Source organism: Pseudomonas sp. R5(2019) (assembly GCF_009905435.1).
Lineage (GTDB): Bacteria > Pseudomonadota > Gammaproteobacteria > Pseudomonadales > Pseudomonadaceae > Aquipseudomonas.
In genome coordinates this window covers 91,267-109,133 of record NZ_JAAAMT010000004.1, presented here as the reverse complement: position 1 = coordinate 109,133, position 17,867 = coordinate 91,267, and the positions used below count along the sequence as shown (strand labels likewise).

The window sequence follows — 17,867 nt, the reverse complement described above, 5'->3', positions numbered from 1 at the left end:
TCACTTACTCCTCGGGCTGACGGGCCAACCACTCCAGGGCTTCACCGACACAGAAAAATGATCCGAACAGCAGAATTTCGTCTTCGGCTGTGGCTTGATCGAGCTGCGCTTCGAGCGCCGCTGTCACGCTGTCATATGAGGTTACCGCAGCACCAAGGTTCTGCAAGGCAACCTGCAATTCGTCCGCCGAACGCGTGCGTGAGGTTGGCAGGGGCGTTACCGCCCAGTGCTGGACCAGGCCCTTGAGCGGGGCAATCACCCCCTCCAGGTCCTTGTCGGCCAGCAGACCGAACACCGCCAGCCGGCGCCCCGGAACCGGACGAGCCGACAGGCGGCCCGCCAGGTACAACGCAGCATGGGGGTTATGCCCGACATCGAGCAGCAGGTTCAACGATTTGCCTTTCCAGGCCACGCGGCGACGATCCAGACGCCCTGTGACTCGCGTACGCTGCAGCGCCGCGGCAATCTGCCCGGCCTCCCACGGCAGGTCGAGCAGCAGGTAGGCCTGCAACGCCAGGGCGGCGTTTTCCACCGGCAGGTCAAGCGGCGGCAGGTCAGTCAGTTCAACCATCTGGCCGCGCCCGTCAAGCCCGCGCCAGTGCCAGGCCTGGTCAGTGATAGCCAGGTCATAATCACGGCCGCGCAGGTAAAACGGGCTGCCCAGCCTGGCCACCTGATCCAGCAGCGGCTGCGGCGGATCGAGATCGCCGCACAGGGCAGGTTTGCCCGCGCGGAAGATTCCGGCCTTCTCGAAGGCCACCGACTCGCGGCTGTCGCCCAGGTAGTCGATGTGATCGATGCCGATGCTGGTCACCAGGGCCACGTCGGCATCGATCAGGTTGACCGCATCCAGGCGCCCGCCCAGGCCGACTTCCAGCACAACGGCATCCAGCGCCGCCTGCTGGAACAGCCAGAAGGCCGCCAGGGTGCCCATCTCGAAATAGGTCAGGGAGATTTCGCCGCGGGCCGCTTCAACAGCGGCGAAGGCTTCACAAAGCGCCTGATCGCTGGCTTCGACGCCGGCAATCTGCACCCGCTCGTTGTAGCGCAGCAGGTGTGGCGACGCATAGACCCCCACCTTGAGCCCTTGCGCCGCCAGCAAGGAGGCGACGAAGGCACAGGTGGAGCCCTTGCCATTGGTACCGGTCACCGTGATGACCCGCGCCGCCAGCTTGCCCAGACCGAGCCGGCTCAGGACCTGCTGCGAACGCTCGAGCCCCATGTCGATGGCTGACGGATGCAGTTGCTCGAGGTAGGCGAGCCAGTCACCCAGGCTGCGCTGTGTCATACGGTGGCAGGTGCCGGTGGAACGACCAGCGGTTCGATGGGCGTGGCGACGAAACTCGGTGTCGGCAGGCCCATGAACTGTGCCAGCAGGCTACCCAGGCGCGGGCGCAGTTCCTGACGGGAGATGATCATGTCGATAGCGCCGTGCTCCAGCAGGAACTCGCTGCGCTGGAAGCCTTCCGGCAGTTTTTCACGAACGGTCTGTTCGATGACGCGCGGGCCAGCGAAACCGATCAGCGCCTTGGGCTCTGCAACGATCACATCGCCGAGCATCGCCAGACTGGCCGATACGCCGCCGTAGACCGGGTCGGTCAGCACGGAGATGAACGGCAGGCCTTCTTCACGCAGACGCGCCAGCGCCGCGGAGGTCTTGGCCATTTGCATCAGGGAAATCAGGGCTTCTTGCATGCGCGCGCCACCGGAGGCCGAGAAGCAGACCATCGGGCAACGGTTTTCCAGTGCATAGTTGGCCGCGCGGACGAAGCGCTCGCCAACGATGGCACCCATCGAGCCACCCATGAAGGAAAATTCGAAGGCGCTGGCCACGACCGGCATGCCCAGCAGGGTACCGCTGATGGAGATCAGGGCGTCTTTTTCACCGGTCTGTTTCTGGGCGCCGGTCAGACGGTCCTTGTATTTTTTGCCATCGCGAAATTTCAGGCGGTCGACCGGTTCCAGGTCAGCGCCCAGCTCGACGCGGCCTTCGGCGTCCAGGAACAGGTCCAGGCGTGCCCGCGCGCCGATGCGCATGTGGTGGTTGCACTTGGGGCAGACGTCCAGGGTCTTTTCCAGCTCCGGACGATAGAGCACGGCCTCGCAGGACGGACATTTGTGCCACAGCCCCTCGGGAACCGAGCTTTTCTTCACCTCGGAACGCATGATCGAAGGGATCAGTTTGTCTACTAACCAGTTGCTCATGCTTTCTTTCTCCAGTATCGCGTGCCTGAAACGTCTTGACGTTGCAGCACCGCGAGTGCCCTTGAGCTCAATTCAAATGTAAAACGATGAGGGGTGCTCCGGCGGGCTGCGTACAGCAGGCGACGCCTTGATCCAGCCCCTCTTCAACCAATGCAGTGACGACCTCGCAGGCCATCACGCGTACAATTTCGATTCGCCCGCTGATCGGGCCCGGCAGCCGGGTGCTGCGAAACTATGGACGGTGGCTGATTGCCAACCGTCACATCCAGGTAAAACCCAGCGTTTTACGCCTGCCGGACCGCCTGCATGAATGCGGCGATAAGTTGCGGATCCTTGATGCCCTTGGACTGCTCTACCCCGCCGCTGACATCGACGGCGTACGGCCGCACCTGGGCGATGGCCCGGGCGACGTTCTCGGCGGTCAGGCCACCGGCAAGAATGATGGGCTTGCTCAAGTGTGCCGGGATCAGAGACCAGTCGAAGGCTTCGCCGGTTCCACCGGGCACGCCGGCCACGAAGGTATCGAGCAGGATTCCGCTGGCATTGGCGTAAGCCTGGCAACTGGCCTCCAGGTCGTCACCGGGGCGCACGCGCAAGGCCTTGATCCAGGGACGGTGGTAGCCCTCGCAGTCGTCAGGGGTTTCGTCGCCATGAAATTGCAGCACGTCCAGCGGCACGGCTTCGAGGATCTCGTTAAGTTCGCAACGGCTGGCGTTGACAAACAGGCCGACGGTGGTCACGAACGGCGGCAAGGCGGCGATGATCGCCCGCGCCTGCTCGACGGTGACGGCTCGCGGGCTCTTGGCATAGAACACCAGGCCAATCGCGTCGGCACCCGCATCGCAGGCGGCCAGCGCATCTTCTATGCGGGTAATACCGCAGATTTTGCTGCGAACGGCTGACATAGGGGCTAAAACCTCAGCTTTGGGCGACGAATCCCGGATGTTAACAAATGCCTTGAGCAACGTCAGCCGACAACGACTCGTAGCCTGTAAGGAAATGTGGGCCGATAAAGCGCTCGGGCAACTCGAACTCGTCGTGGTATTCGACCTGCACCAGGTACAGCCCGTACGGATGCGCCGTCACCCCGCCACTGCGGCGCTCGCGGCTTTCGAGCACTTCCTTGAGCCATTCCACCGGCCGCTCGCCAGCGCCGATGGTCATCAACACACCGGCAATATTGCGCACCATATGGTGCAGAAACGCATTGGCGCGGATATCGATTACGATCATCTTGCCGTGACGGGTCACGCGCAGATGGTGGAGTTTCTTGATGGGCGACTTGGCCTGACACTGGCCGGCGCGAAAGGCGCTGAAATCGTGGGTGCCGACCAGGTAGTCGGCGGCGGCTGCCATGCGTTCGGCATCGAGTGGACGGTGGTTCCAGGTGATTTCTTCGCCCAGGTGCGCAGGACGAATCTGATCGTTGTAAATGACATAACGATATCGCCGGGCAATCGCCTTGAAGCGCGCATGAAAGTGCGCCGGCATGACTTTGGCCCAGCTGACGCTGATGTCGTGAGGCAGGTTGATATTGGCGCCCATGGCCCAGGCCTTCATGCTGCGTTCGGCCCGGGTATCGAAATGCACCACCTGACCGCAGGCGTGCACACCTGCATCAGTGCGGCCCGCGCAGGACAACACCACAGGGGCGTCGGCAACCTTGGACAAGGCCTCTTCCAGCGTCTGCTGAATGGTCTTCACGCCACTGGCCTGGCGTTGCCAGCCACAGTAACGCGAGCCCTTGTATTCGACGCCCAATGCAATCCGGTAAAAACCGTCGGCGGCCGATTCGGCCGCCGATTTATCAATGATTTCCAAGAAATTACAGCCTGTAGGTGTAGGGGGAGCAAAGGCAAGCAGCCACTTACCCTTTGACGCTCTTCAACATGTCAAGCGCTTCTTTGCGCTGAACGTCGGTGCCCTCGGTGAGCACTTCATTCAGGATGTCGCGGGCACCGCCGTCATCGCCCATGTCGATATAAGCACGCGCGAGATCCAGCTTGGTGGCCGATTCGTCGGTGCCGGCCAGGAAGTCGAATTCCGGCTCGTCTTCAATGGCCGCAGCATCCTGCTCGGTAAAGGTTGGCACTTCAATCGGCGGATGACCGAGCGATTGCGACAGGCTTTCAAGCTCGGCGCTCACATCCTTGAACGCTGCGGCAGGCGCCGGAGCAGGTTCGGTGTCGGGTAGCGACAAGTCGAAATCTTCAGGCAACGAGAGGTCATCGTCCAGCGCGGCAAACGGATCGTCCAGCTCCAGGTCTTTTTCGAACTCGGCCAGTTGCGCTGCGACGTCCACCGGCTCGCTGGTGGCTATCGCTGCAGGGTCTGCGCCGATGTCCAGGTCGAAATCGTCCAGATCGTTGCCGGCAGTGCTGCTGGCGCCTTGCTCCGCGTGCTCGGCGAGTAACGCCTCGAAGTCCAGTTCGTTGATTTCGGCCGAATCGGCCGGGTCGGTGACCCGTGCCGGGGCTTCATCCAGTGTCGGCACGTCGACGACCGGCGCTTGCTGCTCAGCGATCAATGGCGCGTCGAGCAGCAGATCGTCGGTGATATCCGCTACCGGGGCGTTGTCGTCCAGCTCGCCGAACTCGGCTGCCAGCAGTTCTTCCTCGGCCAGTTCCGCCGGTGGCAGCACTTCTGGATCATCCAGACTGAGGTCGAACGCAGTGTCGAGCTCCTCGGCTGGCAATGCCTCTGCTTCGGGCTCATCCTTGAGCAGGTCCTTGACGTACTGCGCGTCCAGCTCGGCGGCCAACGCGGCAGCGCTCAAACCACCCGCGACCGCCCCCAGCATCGCTGGAAAGCGGCTCTTGAGCGATTCGACAGCGGCATGATTGTTGCCGGTGGCGATCAACTGCCGCTCATTGTTGGTGAACGATTCGCGGTCGCCGCGCAGGGCGTGGACTTCCATCAGTTTCAAGCGCAGGTCGCTGTGCTGTGGCTCACGCGCCACGGCAGGTGCCAGCGCGCCGGCCGCTTCGATGTAGCGACGTTGCTCGATCAGGCTATCGACGCGCGCGAGCAGCTCCGCATCCGGGATCGGTTCCGCTGCAGGCGCGACCAACGGTGCGGTGATCGGTGCATCAGCTGCCACTTCAGTGCGCGCTGCGCAATAGCGGGTTTCAGGCCCCTCAGAGGCCGTAGCTGCCGCCGCCGACGCCGCCACGAAGGATGGCGCAAGCTTCACGCTCGGCGCCGGGGTTTCGATGCCTTCCAGCTGGTCATCCTGCAGGCTGAACGTGTCGCTTGGGTAATCAGACTCTTCAGCCAGCGCACGGGCCATGCTCATGTGTTTTTCCGCTTCCTGCCGGGCCTTGCGACGGCGCGCCAGCAACAGCAACAACAGCAGCAAGACCAGCACTGAAGAACCGGCGATCAGACCGAGCAACAGCGGGTTGCCCATCAGCGATTGCAGAGCGTCTTCGGATGTGGCGGCGACCGGTGGTTGCTCGGCTGCTTCAGGGGCCTGAGTGGCGTCGACCGCTGGCGCGGTGTCCGCGGCTGCGGGTGCCGGGGTGGCGGCGGTATCCAGGATTGCAGCCGGTGCGGTATCGGCAGGCGCCGCCAGCTCGGCAGAAATCGGCGCCGGCGCTTCTGCGGGCGGCGTCGAGCCCTTAGCCCCCGCACCCGCCTCAAGCCTGGCCAGTTGGTCGTTTTTCAGCTGGATCAGCTTCTGCAGCTTGTCCATCTGGCTTTGCAGGTCTGCCATCCGGCTTTTCAGCTCGGTATTGCTGCGCGTAGTGGTGTCGAGAGTTTCCTGGGCCACGGCAAGCTTGTTGTTCAGCGCCTTACTGTCATTGGCCCCGCCTTTGCCGGCAGAGACCAGGCTAAGCTTGTCTTGCGTCTGGGCTGGAGCGACCGTGCCCTGCCCTTGGCTGCGACGGGTGGCATCCAGCTGCTGGGCGCGCGGGCCCAGGCGACGGCCCTCACGCCAGGCAGCGTTTTGTTCAGCGACGTCGGCAATCGCCTGGGCTTGCGGCAGGCTGGTGGCTTGCTGCTGATCGGGCAGGCGCAAGACCTGGCCGGTTTTCAGGCGGTTGATATTGCCATCGATAAAGGCATCGGGGTTGAGCGCCTGAATCGCCAGCATGGTCTGCTGCACCGAAGCGCCCTGACGGTTGCGCGAGGCAATTTCCCACAGGGTGTCGCGGCGATTGGTGGTGTACTCGCTGGCGCCACTGACGGCAGGCGTCGCGCCCTGGCCTGCGGCTTGCGCAGCCTCGGGCGAGAATTTGGACGGGTCGAGCAATACGCTGTAGTCGCGCATCAGCCGGCCCTGAGGGTAGCGCACCTGCACCACGAATTTGACGAAGGGCTCGGGCAGCGGCTTGCTGGACGTGACGCGCAACACGCTCTTGCCGTTCGGGTTGACCACCGGGGTAAAGGTCAGATCGTCAAGAAACGCCTGACGGTCGATACCGGCCTTGGCGAACTCTTCGGGCAACGCCAGGCCTGGCTGCATCTCGGCAGCACTCAGGCCGTCGACGTCGCGCAGTTCGATTTCCGCCAGCAGCGGCTGGTTCTGCGCCGATTTGAGGGTCAACTCCCCCAATTCGAGTGCCTGCGCCATACCGGAAGACAGCGCCGACGCAGCGGCTATTGCTAACACCAGTTTGCGAACTTGAACCATGAGCTAATCCTTTGTTGAACGCTCCTCGGCAGGCGAGAAGAAGTGATAGTTGCCATGAGGCACGGTCTTGCAACGATGCCCCCGCAAGCCCCCGTCGGCAGCTCACTTCCAGCAAACGGCCCGCGTTTGACGGCAGGCCGATAATCATTAAGCAAATTGTTGCCAAGTATCTTTTAGAGCCAGTCTTTAATCAACAATTCGGCCACCTGGACTGCGTTCAGGGCCGCGCCCTTGCGCACGTTGTCGGTGGTCAGCCACAGATTGAGCTGGTGGCCATCATCGATGCCACTGCGCACTCGTCCTACATAGACCACATCTTGCCCCACCGCGTCACCGACAGGCGTCGGATAATCCCCCGCCTCGACCAGTTCCACACCCGGCGCCTGCTCCAGCGCGGCATTGACCGCCGGTACGTCGACCACCGTGCGGCTGTGGGCCGAAACGCTGAAACTGTCGCCAAAGAACACCGGCACCTGAATGCAAGTCACGGAAATCTTGAGTAAAGGCAGCGCCAACAGGTCGCGTAACTCCTGAACCAGACGCCGCTCCAGTGGCACATGGCCTTGCTCGTCCGGGGTGCCTACCTGCGCCAGCAGGTTGAAGGCCATCTGCCGGTCAAAGAAGCGTGGCTCCAGTGGGCGGGCATTCAGCAGTTCGGCGGTTTGCCGGGCCAGTTCGTTGACACCTTCGCGGCCTTGGGCAGAAACGGCCAGGCAGGCTGTGACGTTAACCTGTTCCAGGTCAAGCAAACCGCGCAGTGGAGCCAGCGCTACGGCCAGTGCGACGGCGGCGGCGCTTGGGCTGGCGACTTGAACCGGAGCTGCGAGGCCGACCAAGGCCTGGGCATTGGCTTCGGGCACGACGGCGGGCAATGACAGGCTGCCGGACAAGTCGATCACGGCGCAGCCGGCGGCGCTGGCACGGCTGGCGTAGCTGTGCGAGACCGCGGGGCTGGCGGCGAAAAAGGCGAGTTTTACCAGGTTGAAGTCGAATTGATCGACTTCACGCACACGCACGTTCTTGTTGCGAAACAGCACCGAACTGCCGGCGGACTCTGCGCTGGCGAGCAGATAAAGGGTGCCAATGGGGAAATCACGCTCTTCGAGGATCTGCACCAGGGTCTCGCCGACCGTACCGGTGGCGCCGATCACGGCGATGTCGAAAGTCTGAGTCATGGGGAGGCCTCTGGCAGAACGGGGGGAGCGGCACTTTACTCGGATTGCCTGACAGAGGCTATCATCGGTGTCACCGGTATTCGCGGATAAATCCGCTCCCACAAAAGCCTCCTACCCTCTTGAGCGTGGATGTGGGAGCGGATTTATCCGCGAAGATTTTCGATCTCAAAAAAAACCCGCGACTTCGATGAAGTCGCGGGTTTTTCAGGTGTAGCAGCTGGCGATCAACGCTCCAGCAAAATCCGCAGCATGCGGCGCAGCGGTTCGGCGGCGCCCCACAGCAGTTGGTCGCCAACGGTGAAGGCGCCCAGGTATTGCGAACCCATGTTCAGTTTGCGCAGGCGACCTACCGGGATGTTCAGCGTGCCGGTGACATTGGTCGGGCTCAGCTCCTGCATGCTGATGTCACGCTGGTTCGGCACCAGTTTGACCCATGGATTGTGCTGGCTGATCATGCCTTCGATATCGGCCAGCGGCACATCCTTGTTCAGCTTGATGGTCAGCGCCTGGCTGTGGCAACGCATGGCGCCGATGCGCACGCAGATGCCATCCACCGGGATCGGGCTCTTGAAGCGACCGAGGATCTTGTTGGTCTCGGCCTGGGCCTTCCACTCTTCGCGGCTCTGGCCGTTCGGCAGTTCCTTGTCGATCCAGGGGATCAGGCTGCCGGCCAGCGGTACGCCGAAGTTTTCGGTCGGGTAGGCTTCGCTGCGCATGGCTTCAGCGACCTTGCGGTCGATGTCGAGAATGGCGCTGGCAGGGTTTGCCAGGTCATCGGCCACGGCGGCGTGGGTAGCACCCATTTGCTTGATCAGTTCACGCATGTTCTGCGCGCCGGCACCGGAGGCCGCCTGGTAGGTCATGGCGCTCATCCACTCGACCAGACCGGCTTCAAACAGGCCACCCAGGCCCATCAGCATCAGGCTGACGGTGCAGTTACCGCCAATGAAATTCTTGGTACCGGCATCGAGTTGCTGGTCGATCACCCTGCGGTTGACCGGATCCAGCACGATGACCGCGTCGTCCTGCATGCGCAGGCTGGAAGCGGCATCGATCCAGTAGCCCTGCCAGCCGGCTTCACGCAGCTTCGGGAAGACTTCGCTGGTGTAGTCGCCACCCTGGCAGGTCAGAATCACATCGAGGGTCTTGAGCTCCTCAATGCTGTAGGCGTCCTTGAGCGGGGCAATATCCTTGCCAACCGCAGGGCCTTGGCCGCCCACGTTGGAGGTGGTGAAGAACACAGGTTCAATAAGGTCGAAATCCTGTTCTTCCAACATCCGCTGCATGAGCACGGAACCGACCATTCCGCGCCAACCGATCAGACCTACACGTTTCATCGCAACTACACCTTTGACAAAAAAGTGGGCCGCTGGCGTATCAAAAAAGCCAGCGGGCCCGAGAGATTACAGATTCCGCAGTGCCGCGACTACTGCGTCGCCCATTTCCTGCGTACCCACTTTCACGCAACCGGCCGACCAGATGTCACCCGTGCGCAGCCCTTGGTCCAGAACCAGGCTCACAGCCTGCTCGATCGCGTCGGCAGCGGCCTGCTGATTGAAGCTGTAACGCAACATCATCGACACCGACAGAATGGTTGCCAACGGGTTGGCAATGCCCTGGCCTGCGATGTCTGGCGCCGAGCCGTGGCAAGGCTCGTACATGCCCTTGTTGTTGGCATCCAGCGAGGCCGAAGGCAGCATGCCGATGGAACCGGTCAACATGGACGCTTCGTCGGACAGAATATCGCCGAACATGTTGTCGGTAACCATCACGTCGAATTGTTTCGGCGCGCGTACCAATTGCATGGCGGCATTGTCCACGTACATGTGGCTCAACTCGATATCAGGGTAGTCCTTGGCCACTTGCTCGACCACTTCACGCCACAACTGGCTGGAAGCCAGTACGTTGGCCTTGTCGACCGAGCAGAGCTTCTTGCCGCGCACGCGAGCCATGTCGAAACCGACCCGGGCGATGCGGCGGATTTCGCTTTCGCTGTAAGGCAGGGTGTCGTAGGACTGGCGCTCGCCGTTTTCCAGCTCGCGAGTGCCACGCGGGGCGCCGAAGTAGATACCGCCGGTCAGCTCGCGAACGATCAGGATGTCCAGGCCGGCAACGATTTCCGGTTTCAGCGACGAAGCGTCAGCCAGTTGCGGATAGAGGATGGCCGGACGCAGGTTGCCGAACAGGCCCAGTTGCGAACGGATTTTCAGCAGACCGCGCTCCGGACGAATGTCGCGCTCGATCTTGTCCCATTTCGGCCCGCCCACGGCGCCCAGCAGCACAGCGGCAGCCTTGCGCGCGCGCTCCAGGGTTTCGTCGGCCAGTGGCACGCCGTGCTTGTCGATGGCCGCGCCGCCGATCACATCGTGCTCAAGGGTGAAGCCCAACTGGAACTTGTCGCTGGCCAGCTCCAGCACCTTGACCGCTTCGGCCATGATTTCCGGACCAATACCGTCACCTGGGAGAATCAGAATCTGCTTGCTCATGCTTTCCTCTATTCAATTCGATCGGCGCGCCGCAACGGCCCGCCGGGTAAAGTCTATCGCTGGGCCCAAAGCACCAGCACGTCGGTGCTGAAAGAGCCGTCTTCGCCGATCTGGTAATACTGCCGCACTTCTTCGCCCATGGCTTGCTGCAATTGGCGGATGGCAGCGCGCATCACTTCTGGTGTGCGCATGCGCTCAACCCACGAGCTGTACTCCAGCAACAGGCGTTGACGCGTATGGCTGCGCACCTGCAAACCGGCCTCGTTGACCTGGCGCAGCCACTCGCCGGCGCTGTAATCACGCACGTGACTGGTGTCGCGCAACACTTCGACGCTTTGCAGGTAGGTGTCGAGCAAAGGGCTGCCGGGCGACATCACGTCAATGAAGACCGCGACGCCGCCGGGCTTGAGCACCCGCCGCACTTCGCGCAGGGCCAGGCCCAGATCGCTCCAGTGATGCGCCGAATAACGGCTGAAGACGAAGTCGAATTCACCGTCTTCGAACGGCAGCCGTTCGGCGGCGCCACGCACGGTGACGACATTGCCCAGGCCCTTGTCGACAGCCGCCGAGGCGACTACATCGAGCATCTGCTGCGACAGGTCATAGGCCACCACTTGCTTGACCAGCGGCGCCACGTGAAAGCTGACATGGCCGGCGCCGCAGCCCAGGTCCAGCACCCGCGCCGCGCCCTGCCCGGCCAGCTCGGCCTGCAGCAGTGCGAACTCAGTGCCTTGTGCGTGTACGGTGCTGCTCAGGTAGGCTGAGGCTTGCTCGCCGAACTGGCGTTGAACGACATCGGTGTGAACGCTGGTGGTCATGTGTGGCTCCCTTTTCGCGGGCAAGCCCGGCTCCTACAGGCGGTAGGGGCACGGCTTGCCGGCGATGATTTTGCATCAGTCGCGGAACAACCACGGCTGGCTGGCACGGTGCCTGGCTTCGAAACTGGCGATAGCATCGCCGTCCTGCAAGGTCAGGCCGATGTCGTCCAGGCCGTTGAGCAGGCAGTGCTTGCGAAACGCATCGATCTCAAAGCTCAGGACCTTGCCGTCTGGACGGGTCACGGTCTGGGCCTGCAGGTCGATGTTCAATTGATAGCCCGGGTTCGCTTCTACCTGCTTGAACAGCTCATCGACTTCCTCATCGCTCAAGATGATCGGCAACAGGCCGTTCTTGAAGCTGTTGTTGAAGAAGATGTCGGCATAGCTCGGCGCGATGATGCTGCGAAAGCCGTACTCTTCCAGCGCCCATGGCGCGTGCTCGCGGCTGGAGCCGCAACCGAAGTTCTCCCGCGCCAGCAGCACGCTGGCACCTTGATAACGTGCGTGGTTGAGCACGAATTCCTGGTTCAGCGGGCGCTTGGAGTTGTCCTGGTAGGGCTGGCCCACGTCCAGGTAACGCCATTCGTCGAACAGGTTAGGACCGAAGCCGGTGCGCTTGATCGACTTCAAGAACTGCTTGGGAATGATCTGGTCAGTGTCGACGTTGGCGCGATCCAATGGCGCAACAAGGCCGGTGTGCTGGGTAAAGGCTTTCATGCTGCGCTCCCTTGAATCAACTCGCGTACATCGACAAAACGACCCGATACGGCTGCGGCGGCCGCCATGGCCGGGCTGACCAGGTGGGTACGACCACCAGCACCCTGGCGCCCCTCGAAGTTCCGGTTGGAGGTCGAGGCACAATGCTCGCCCGACTCCAGGCGGTCCGGGTTCATTGCCAGGCACATGGAGCAGCCTGGTTCGCGCCATTCAAAACCGGCTTCGATAAAGATCTTGTCCAGGCCTTCCTTTTCAGCCTGCTCTTTGACCAGGCCCGAGCCCGGCACCACGATGGCTTGCTTGACGGTCGAGGCCACCTTGCGGCCCTTCGCGATCTCTGCCGCAGCGCGCAGGTCTTCGATTCGCGAGTTGGTGCAGGAGCCAATGAATACGCGGTCCAGCTGGATATCGGTGATCGCCTGGTTAGCGGTCAGGCCCATGTACTTCAGGGCGCGCTCGATCGAGCCGCGCTTGACCAGATCAGCTTCGCGGGCCGGGTCCGGTACGCACTGGTCAACGGCCAGTACCATTTCCGGCGAGGTGCCCCAGCTGACTTGCGGCTTGATCTGGGTAGCGTCCAGCTCGACCACGGTGTCGAATTTGGCATCGGCGTCGGAAACCAGGTCTTTCCAGGCTTCGACCGCCAGGTCCCATTCGGCGCCTTTAGGTGCGAACGGACGACCTTTGACATACTCGACGGTCTTTTTATCCGCGGCCACCAGGCCGACGCGCGCGCCCGCCTCGATCGCCATGTTGCAGATGGTCATGCGGCCTTCGATCGACAGGTCACGGATGGCGCTGCCGGCGAACTCGATGGCATGGCCGTTACCGCCAGCGGTGCCGATCTGGCCGATCACGGCCAGGACGATGTCTTTGGCGGTGACGCCGAAAGGCAGCTCGCCCTCGACCAGCACCTGCATGTTTTTCATTTTCTTGGCGACCAGGCACTGGGTGGCGAGCACATGCTCGACTTCCGAGGTACCGATGCCATGAGCCAAGGCACCGAAGGCGCCGTGGGTGGAAGTGTGCGAGTCGCCGCAGACCACGGTCATGCCAGGCAAGGTTGCGCCCTGCTCCGGGCCAATCACGTGAACGATGCCCTGACGGACATCATTCATCTTGAACTCGGTGATGCCGTATTCGTCGCAGTTGTCGTCCAGCGTCTGTACTTGCAGGCGCGAAACCTGGTCAACGATGGCGTCGATCCCGCCCTTGCGCTCTGGCGTGGTCGGCACGTTGTGATCAGGCGTGGCAATGTTCGTATCGATGCGCCATGGCTTGCGGCCGGCCAGGCGCAGGCCTTCGAAGGCTTGTGGCGACGTCACTTCGTGGATGATATGGCGATCGATATAGATCAGCGCCGACCCATCGTCGCGCTGCTTGACCAAATGCGAATCCCAGAGCTTGTCGTAGAGCGTTTTGCCGGCCATCAGACTGTTCCTCATCAGCGTCTTTCTATGCCAATAACCCCTTGGCTTGTACGGACGATGCTATGCGGTTAGATTTAATAACTCAAATTCATAATTTTTATGCTTTGGATAACCAAGAGGAATCCAAAACCATGGACCTGGCCAACCTCAATGCCTTTATCGCGATTGCTGAAACCGGCAGTTTTTCCGGTGCAGGCGAGCGCCTGCACCTGACGCAACCGGCGATCAGCAAACGCATCGCCGGCCTTGAGCAGCAACTCAATGTACGCCTGTTCGACCGGCTCGGCCGTGAAGTCAGCCTGACGGAGGCCGGGCGGGCCTTGCTGCCGCGTGCCTATCAGATCTTGAACGTGCTGGACGATACGCGGCGGGCGCTGACTAACCTCACCGGCCAGGTCAGCGGTCGGCTGACTCTGGCCACCAGCCATCACATTGGCCTGCATCGTCTGCCACCGCTGCTGCGCACTTTTACCCGGCAATACCCGGAAGTCGCACTGGATATCCAGTTTCTGGATTCAGAAGTCGCCTACGAAGAAATCCTCCATGGCCGCGCGGAACTGGCGGTCATTACCCTGGCGCCCGAGCCACACGCACTGGTCAAGGCCGTACCGGTCTGGGAGGATCCGCTGGATTTCGTGACCGCCCCCGAACACAGCCTGGCATTGCAGGCCGCCGTCAGCCTGAGCGACATTGCACACCATCCGGCGGTTTTCCCCGGCGGTAACACCTTCACCCATCACATCGTGCAACGACTGTTCGAGGCCCAGGGCCTGACCCCGAACATCGCCATGAGCACCAACTACCTGGAGACCATCAAGATGATGGTTTCCATCGGACTGGCCTGGAGTGTGCTCCCACGTACTATGCTCGATGAACAGGTCACCCGCATTCCATTGCCGGGCATACAGCTGTCACGCCAGCTAGGCTACATCCTGCATACCGAGCGAACGCTGTCGAACGCCGCACGGGCGTTCATGTCACTGCTGGATATGCATAAAACGCAGGCTTAGGCCTTGTGCGGCAGGCCTGCGGCTTCAGATCGGTCTCATGGGAGCTCCAATCGCCAAAGGTCTGGTATTCATGCCCAAATCCGCAAAAGGCTTTCCGCGCCTGCCCCGAATTCATGCGGCAGACCCCCAGGAATCGGAACAAACCTGGGAAAGCGCCCCACAACTGCTCGCTGCTCTGAACGGCGCGAATCTGGGCGCCTGGTTTTGGGACATCGAAAGTGGCCAGATCAGCTGGTCACGCGGCACTCAGGCGCTGTTTGGTTACGACCCGCACCACCCGCTGCCCAACGATCTGGAATACATCGACCTGCTGCTGCCCGAAGACCGCCGACGGACCATTCAGGCGTTTCATGCAGTACTCAATGGCGAACCCGCCGAACAAGCGCTGCGCCACCGCATTCGCTGGCCCGATGGCAGCATGCACTGGCTGGAAATCAACGGCAGCCTGGTCAAGGACAAGCGCGGCAAACCGCAGATGATCGGGGTGATCCGCGAGATCACCCGCCAGCGCGAACGGGAAACCGCGTTGATCAACTCGGAAAAACGCTTCGCCACGCTGTTTCACCTGAGCCCCAATGTGATTCTGCTGACCCGACGCAACGATGGCCTGATCTACGAGGTCAACCAGCACTTCGAGAAGATCCTCGGCTGGGCCGGCCACCAGATCATCAACAAGACCACCCTGGAGCTGGGCTTGTGGGTCGACCCGCAACAGCGTCAGATGGTGCTGGATGCCACTCGCAGCGGTACGGAACCGGCCAGTCTGGAAGTGCAGCTGCGGGCCAGCAACGGCCAAATTCATGATGGCATCCTCTGCGCCCAGAACATCGAGATGGACGGCGTCACTTACCTGCTCAGCACCTTTATCGACACCACTGAGCGCAGACGCGCCGAACAGGCACTCAAAGACAGCCAGGAGCGCCTGGACCTGGCCCTGGACTCGGCACAACTGGGGACCTGGGACTGGCACATCCCCAGCGGCATGCTCTATGGCTCGGCCCGCGCGGCGCAGTTGCACGGGCTGGAGCCGGTCGCCTTCCATGAGGAATTCGAGGCCTTCTTCGAAGGCGTGCCGAAGGACGAGCGCAGCTCCACGCGCCAGGCCTACCGCAGCCTGCGCGAAGGGCCCGCGGGCAATTATCAGATCACCTACCGCATCCAGCTGGAAAACGGCGCCTCGCGCTTTATCGAGAGCCGCGCCCGCTTGTACCGCGACGAAAAGGGCCAGCCGCTGCGCATGGCCGGCACCCTGCTCGACATCACCGAGCAGGTGGAGCGCGAGCAGCGCCTGATCAGCTCCGAAGAGAAATTCGCCAGCCTGTTCCAGGCCAGCCCCGACCCGATTTGCGTGACCCGCCAGGACAGCGGCCAATTCATCGAGATCAATCCGGCCTTTACCCAGACCTTTGGCTGGAACGCCGACGAACTGATTGGCAAAAATGCCGAACAGCTAGGTTTCTGGGCGGATTCGGCGCCGCGAGTCCAGCGCTTCGAACAGGTAATCCGCGATCAGGCGTTGAATAACGTGGCGGTCACCGTCAACCACCAGAACGGCCAGAGCCTCACCTGTGTGATTTCCAGCCGCCTGATCAAGGTCGATGACCAGCCCTGCAGCGTTACCACCCTACGCGACATCACCCAACAACAGCGTGCCGAAGCGGCCCTCAAGGCCAGTGAAGAGAAGTTCGCCAAGGCCTTTCACTCCAGCCCCGACGCCATCATCATCGGCGAGCGCGACAGCGGCCGCTACCTGGAAGTCAACGACGGTTTTTGCCGCCTGACCGGTTTTCGCGCTGAGGATGTCATTGGCCACACCGCCTGGCAGATCGGCCTGTGGGCTGACGACAAGCAGCTCAAGACGCTGCTCAATGACTTCCGCGAAGAAGGCCGCGTGCACCCGCGAGAAATGATCGGCCACAACAAGCGCGGCGATATTCTCACCCTGGAAGTTTCGGTCGAGCCGATCACCCTGAATGAGGCCCCTTGCCTGCTGCTGACGGCCCGGGATGTCAGCCAGCTGAAGAACGCCCAGGCGCAGATCCGCCACCTGGCCTACCACGACCCGCTGACCAACCTGCCCAACCGGGCGCTGCTGATGGACCGCCTCAGCCAACAGATCGCCCTGCTCAAGCGCCATAACCTGCGCGGCGCGCTGCTGTTCCTGGATCTGGACCACTTCAAGCACATCAACGACTCGCTCGGCCACCCGGTCGGCGACACGGTACTGAAAATCATCACCGCGCGGCTGGAAGCCAGCGTGCGCATGGAAGACACCGTGGCGCGCCTGGGCGGCGACGAGTTCGTGGTTCTGCTCAGCGGCCTGGAAGGCAGCCGCAGCGAGGTCACCCGCCGCGTCCGCGAGTTGGCGGACACGTTGCGCTCGATACTGGCCGACCCCATGTCGCTGGACGGCCAGCGCCTGCAAGTGACCCCGAGCATCGGTGTGGCGCTGATTCCCGACCATGGCTCGACTCCGGCGGACCTGCTCAAGCGTGCCGACATTGCGCTTTACCGCGCCAAGGATTCGGGCCGCAACACCACGCAGATGTTCCACAGCACCATGCAAAAGGCCGCCAGCGAGCGCCTGCAAATGGAGAACGACCTGCGCCAGGCCCTGACCCGCGGCGAGCTGAGCCTGCATTTCCAACCCCAGGTCGACGCCCGCGACGACCGTATTGTGGGTGCTGAGGTATTGCTGCGCTGGCGTCATCCGAAGCTGGGGTATCAGCCGCCGGCGCTATTTATTCAGGTACTGGAGGAAAGCGGGCTGATTCTGGAAGTCGGTAGCTGGATCCTCGATGAAGCCTGCGGTGCCTGCGCACAGCTGCTGCATGAAGGCCTGATCGACATCGACGACTTCAGCCTGTGCGTGAACATCAGCCCGCGCCAGTTTCGCCAGAACGACTTCATTGAGCGGGTGGAGCGCAGCCTGAAGGACTATCAGCTGCCCTGCTCACTGCTCAAGCTGGAGATCACCGAAGGCATCGTGATCCAGAATCTGGAAGACACCATCGACAAAATGCGCAGCCTGAGAAGCCTGGGCGTGTGCTTTGCCATGGATGATTTCGGTACCGGCTACTCGTCTCTGACCTACCTCAAGCGCCTGCCGGTGGACGCCTTGAAGATCGACCAGTCGTTTGTACGCGATGCTCCGCAAGACCCCAACGATGCCGAAATCGTCCGCGCCATCGTCGCCATGGCCCACAGCCTGGAGTTGTCGGTCATTGCCGAAGGGGTTGAATTGTACGAGCAGCTGGAGTTTCTGGAAGGCTTGGGCTGTCACCTGTATCAAGGCTACCTGCACAGCCGGCCACTGCCACTGGACGAGTTTCGCCGGTTGTTGCGCGAGCAATAAAAAAGCTTCGCGGCGGTGCGGCGAGGCGATAACAC

13 protein-coding genes are annotated in these 17,867 nt (G+C 62.0%); 2 read left to right on the top strand and 11 right to left on the bottom strand.

Annotated elements, in window-relative coordinates; all coding sequences use genetic code 11:
- Positions 1 to 4 precede the first annotated feature (4 nt).
- From folC to leuC, 11 genes are all read right to left on the bottom strand, one after another.
- Positions 5 to 1,288 carry a bifunctional tetrahydrofolate synthase/dihydrofolate synthase gene (gene folC, locus GUY40_RS04560; protein WP_166567750.1) on the bottom strand — a complete coding sequence of 428 codons (1,284 nt, stop codon included), beginning with the start codon at positions 1,286 to 1,288 and terminating at the stop codon, positions 5 to 7.
- Positions 1,285 to 2,205 (bottom strand): acetyl-CoA carboxylase, carboxyltransferase subunit beta, encoded by a 921-nt coding sequence (gene accD / locus GUY40_RS04555; protein ID WP_166567749.1) that lies wholly within the window; start codon positions 2,203 to 2,205, stop codon positions 1,285 to 1,287. The genes folC and accD overlap by 4 nt, the downstream gene beginning before the upstream one ends.
- A 284-nt stretch (positions 2,206 to 2,489) precedes the next feature.
- Positions 2,490 to 3,110: a phosphoribosylanthranilate isomerase gene (locus GUY40_RS04550; protein WP_166567748.1), complete on the bottom strand. Its 621-nt coding sequence runs from the start codon at positions 3,108 to 3,110 to the stop codon at positions 2,490 to 2,492.
- 40 nt (positions 3,111 to 3,150) lie between these two features.
- Entirely contained in the window at positions 3,151 to 4,026 is an 876-nt protein-coding gene (truA, locus tag GUY40_RS04545; protein WP_178117678.1) for a tRNA pseudouridine(38-40) synthase TruA, read from the bottom strand.
- 46 nt (positions 4,027 to 4,072) lie between these two features.
- Complete coding sequence (locus GUY40_RS04540) at positions 4,073 to 6,841, bottom strand: FimV/HubP family polar landmark protein (protein WP_166567747.1); 2,769 nt, start codon at positions 6,839 to 6,841, stop codon at positions 4,073 to 4,075.
- A gap of 173 nt (positions 6,842 to 7,014) precedes the next feature.
- A complete protein-coding gene (locus tag GUY40_RS04535) occupies positions 7,015 to 8,016 on the bottom strand; it encodes an aspartate-semialdehyde dehydrogenase (RefSeq protein WP_166567746.1) in 1,002 nt (333 codons plus the stop codon).
- Positions 8,017 to 8,240: 224 nt separating this feature from the next.
- The gene (gene asd / locus GUY40_RS04530) at positions 8,241 to 9,353 is read right to left on the bottom strand and encodes an aspartate-semialdehyde dehydrogenase (protein ID WP_166567745.1); all 1,113 of its coding nucleotides are present in this window, start codon (positions 9,351 to 9,353) and stop codon (positions 8,241 to 8,243) included.
- Between the two features lie 66 nt (positions 9,354 to 9,419).
- On the bottom strand, positions 9,420 to 10,502 hold the full coding sequence (gene leuB, locus GUY40_RS04525; protein ID WP_166567744.1) for a 3-isopropylmalate dehydrogenase: 1,083 nt from the start codon (positions 10,500 to 10,502) through the stop codon (positions 9,420 to 9,422).
- 53 nt (positions 10,503 to 10,555) lie between these two features.
- The gene (locus GUY40_RS04520; RefSeq protein WP_166567743.1) at positions 10,556 to 11,320 is read right to left on the bottom strand and encodes a class I SAM-dependent methyltransferase; all 765 of its coding nucleotides are present in this window, start codon (positions 11,318 to 11,320) and stop codon (positions 10,556 to 10,558) included.
- Positions 11,321 to 11,395: 75 nt separating this feature from the next.
- The gene (leuD, locus tag GUY40_RS04515; RefSeq protein ID WP_166567742.1) at positions 11,396 to 12,037 is read right to left on the bottom strand and encodes a 3-isopropylmalate dehydratase small subunit; all 642 of its coding nucleotides are present in this window, start codon (positions 12,035 to 12,037) and stop codon (positions 11,396 to 11,398) included.
- Positions 12,034 to 13,467 (bottom strand): 3-isopropylmalate dehydratase large subunit, encoded by a 1,434-nt coding sequence (gene leuC, locus GUY40_RS04510; RefSeq protein WP_166567741.1) that lies wholly within the window; start codon positions 13,465 to 13,467, stop codon positions 12,034 to 12,036. The genes leuD and leuC overlap by 4 nt, the downstream gene beginning before the upstream one ends.
- Before the next feature lie 131 nt (positions 13,468 to 13,598).
- Between leuC and GUY40_RS04505 the strand changes: the two genes are divergently transcribed.
- Both GUY40_RS04505 and GUY40_RS04500 read left to right on the top strand, forming a co-directional pair.
- Entirely contained in the window at positions 13,599 to 14,477 is an 879-nt protein-coding gene (locus GUY40_RS04505) for a LysR family transcriptional regulator (RefSeq protein WP_166567740.1), read from the top strand.
- Positions 14,478 to 14,547: 70 nt separating this feature from the next.
- The gene (locus tag GUY40_RS04500) at positions 14,548 to 17,832 is read left to right on the top strand and encodes an EAL domain-containing protein (RefSeq protein ID WP_166567739.1); all 3,285 of its coding nucleotides are present in this window, start codon (positions 14,548 to 14,550) and stop codon (positions 17,830 to 17,832) included.
- The last annotated feature ends 35 nt before the right edge of the window (positions 17,833 to 17,867 follow it).

Excerpts from the sequence above, each read along its gene's own strand:
- asd (WP_166567745.1), bottom strand. The coding sequence starts at position 9,353 with ATGAAACGTGTAGGTCTGATCGGTTGGCGCGGAATGGTCGGTTCCGTG.
- leuD (WP_166567742.1), bottom strand. The coding sequence starts at position 12,037 with ATGAAAGCCTTTACCCAGCACACCGGCCTTGTTGCGCCATTGGATCGC.
- GUY40_RS04520 (WP_166567743.1), bottom strand. The coding sequence starts at position 11,320 with ATGACCACCAGCGTTCACACCGATGTCGTTCAACGCCAGTTCGGCGAG.
- GUY40_RS04535 (WP_166567746.1), bottom strand. The coding sequence starts at position 8,016 with ATGACTCAGACTTTCGACATCGCCGTGATCGGCGCCACCGGTACGGTC.
- leuB (WP_166567744.1), bottom strand. The coding sequence starts at position 10,502 with ATGAGCAAGCAGATTCTGATTCTCCCAGGTGACGGTATTGGTCCGGAA.
- leuC (WP_166567741.1), bottom strand. The coding sequence starts at position 13,467 with ATGGCCGGCAAAACGCTCTACGACAAGCTCTGGGATTCGCATTTGGTC.
- folC (WP_166567750.1), bottom strand. The coding sequence starts at position 1,288 with ATGACACAGCGCAGCCTGGGTGACTGGCTCGCCTACCTCGAGCAACTG.
- GUY40_RS04540 (WP_166567747.1), bottom strand. The coding sequence starts at position 6,841 with ATGGTTCAAGTTCGCAAACTGGTGTTAGCAATAGCCGCTGCGTCGGCG.
- accD (WP_166567749.1), bottom strand. The coding sequence starts at position 2,205 with ATGAGCAACTGGTTAGTAGACAAACTGATCCCTTCGATCATGCGTTCC.
- GUY40_RS04505 (WP_166567740.1), top strand. The coding sequence starts at position 13,599 with ATGGACCTGGCCAACCTCAATGCCTTTATCGCGATTGCTGAAACCGGC.
- GUY40_RS04550 (WP_166567748.1), bottom strand. The coding sequence starts at position 3,110 with ATGTCAGCCGTTCGCAGCAAAATCTGCGGTATTACCCGCATAGAAGAT.
- GUY40_RS04500 (WP_166567739.1), top strand. The coding sequence starts at position 14,548 with ATGCCCAAATCCGCAAAAGGCTTTCCGCGCCTGCCCCGAATTCATGCG.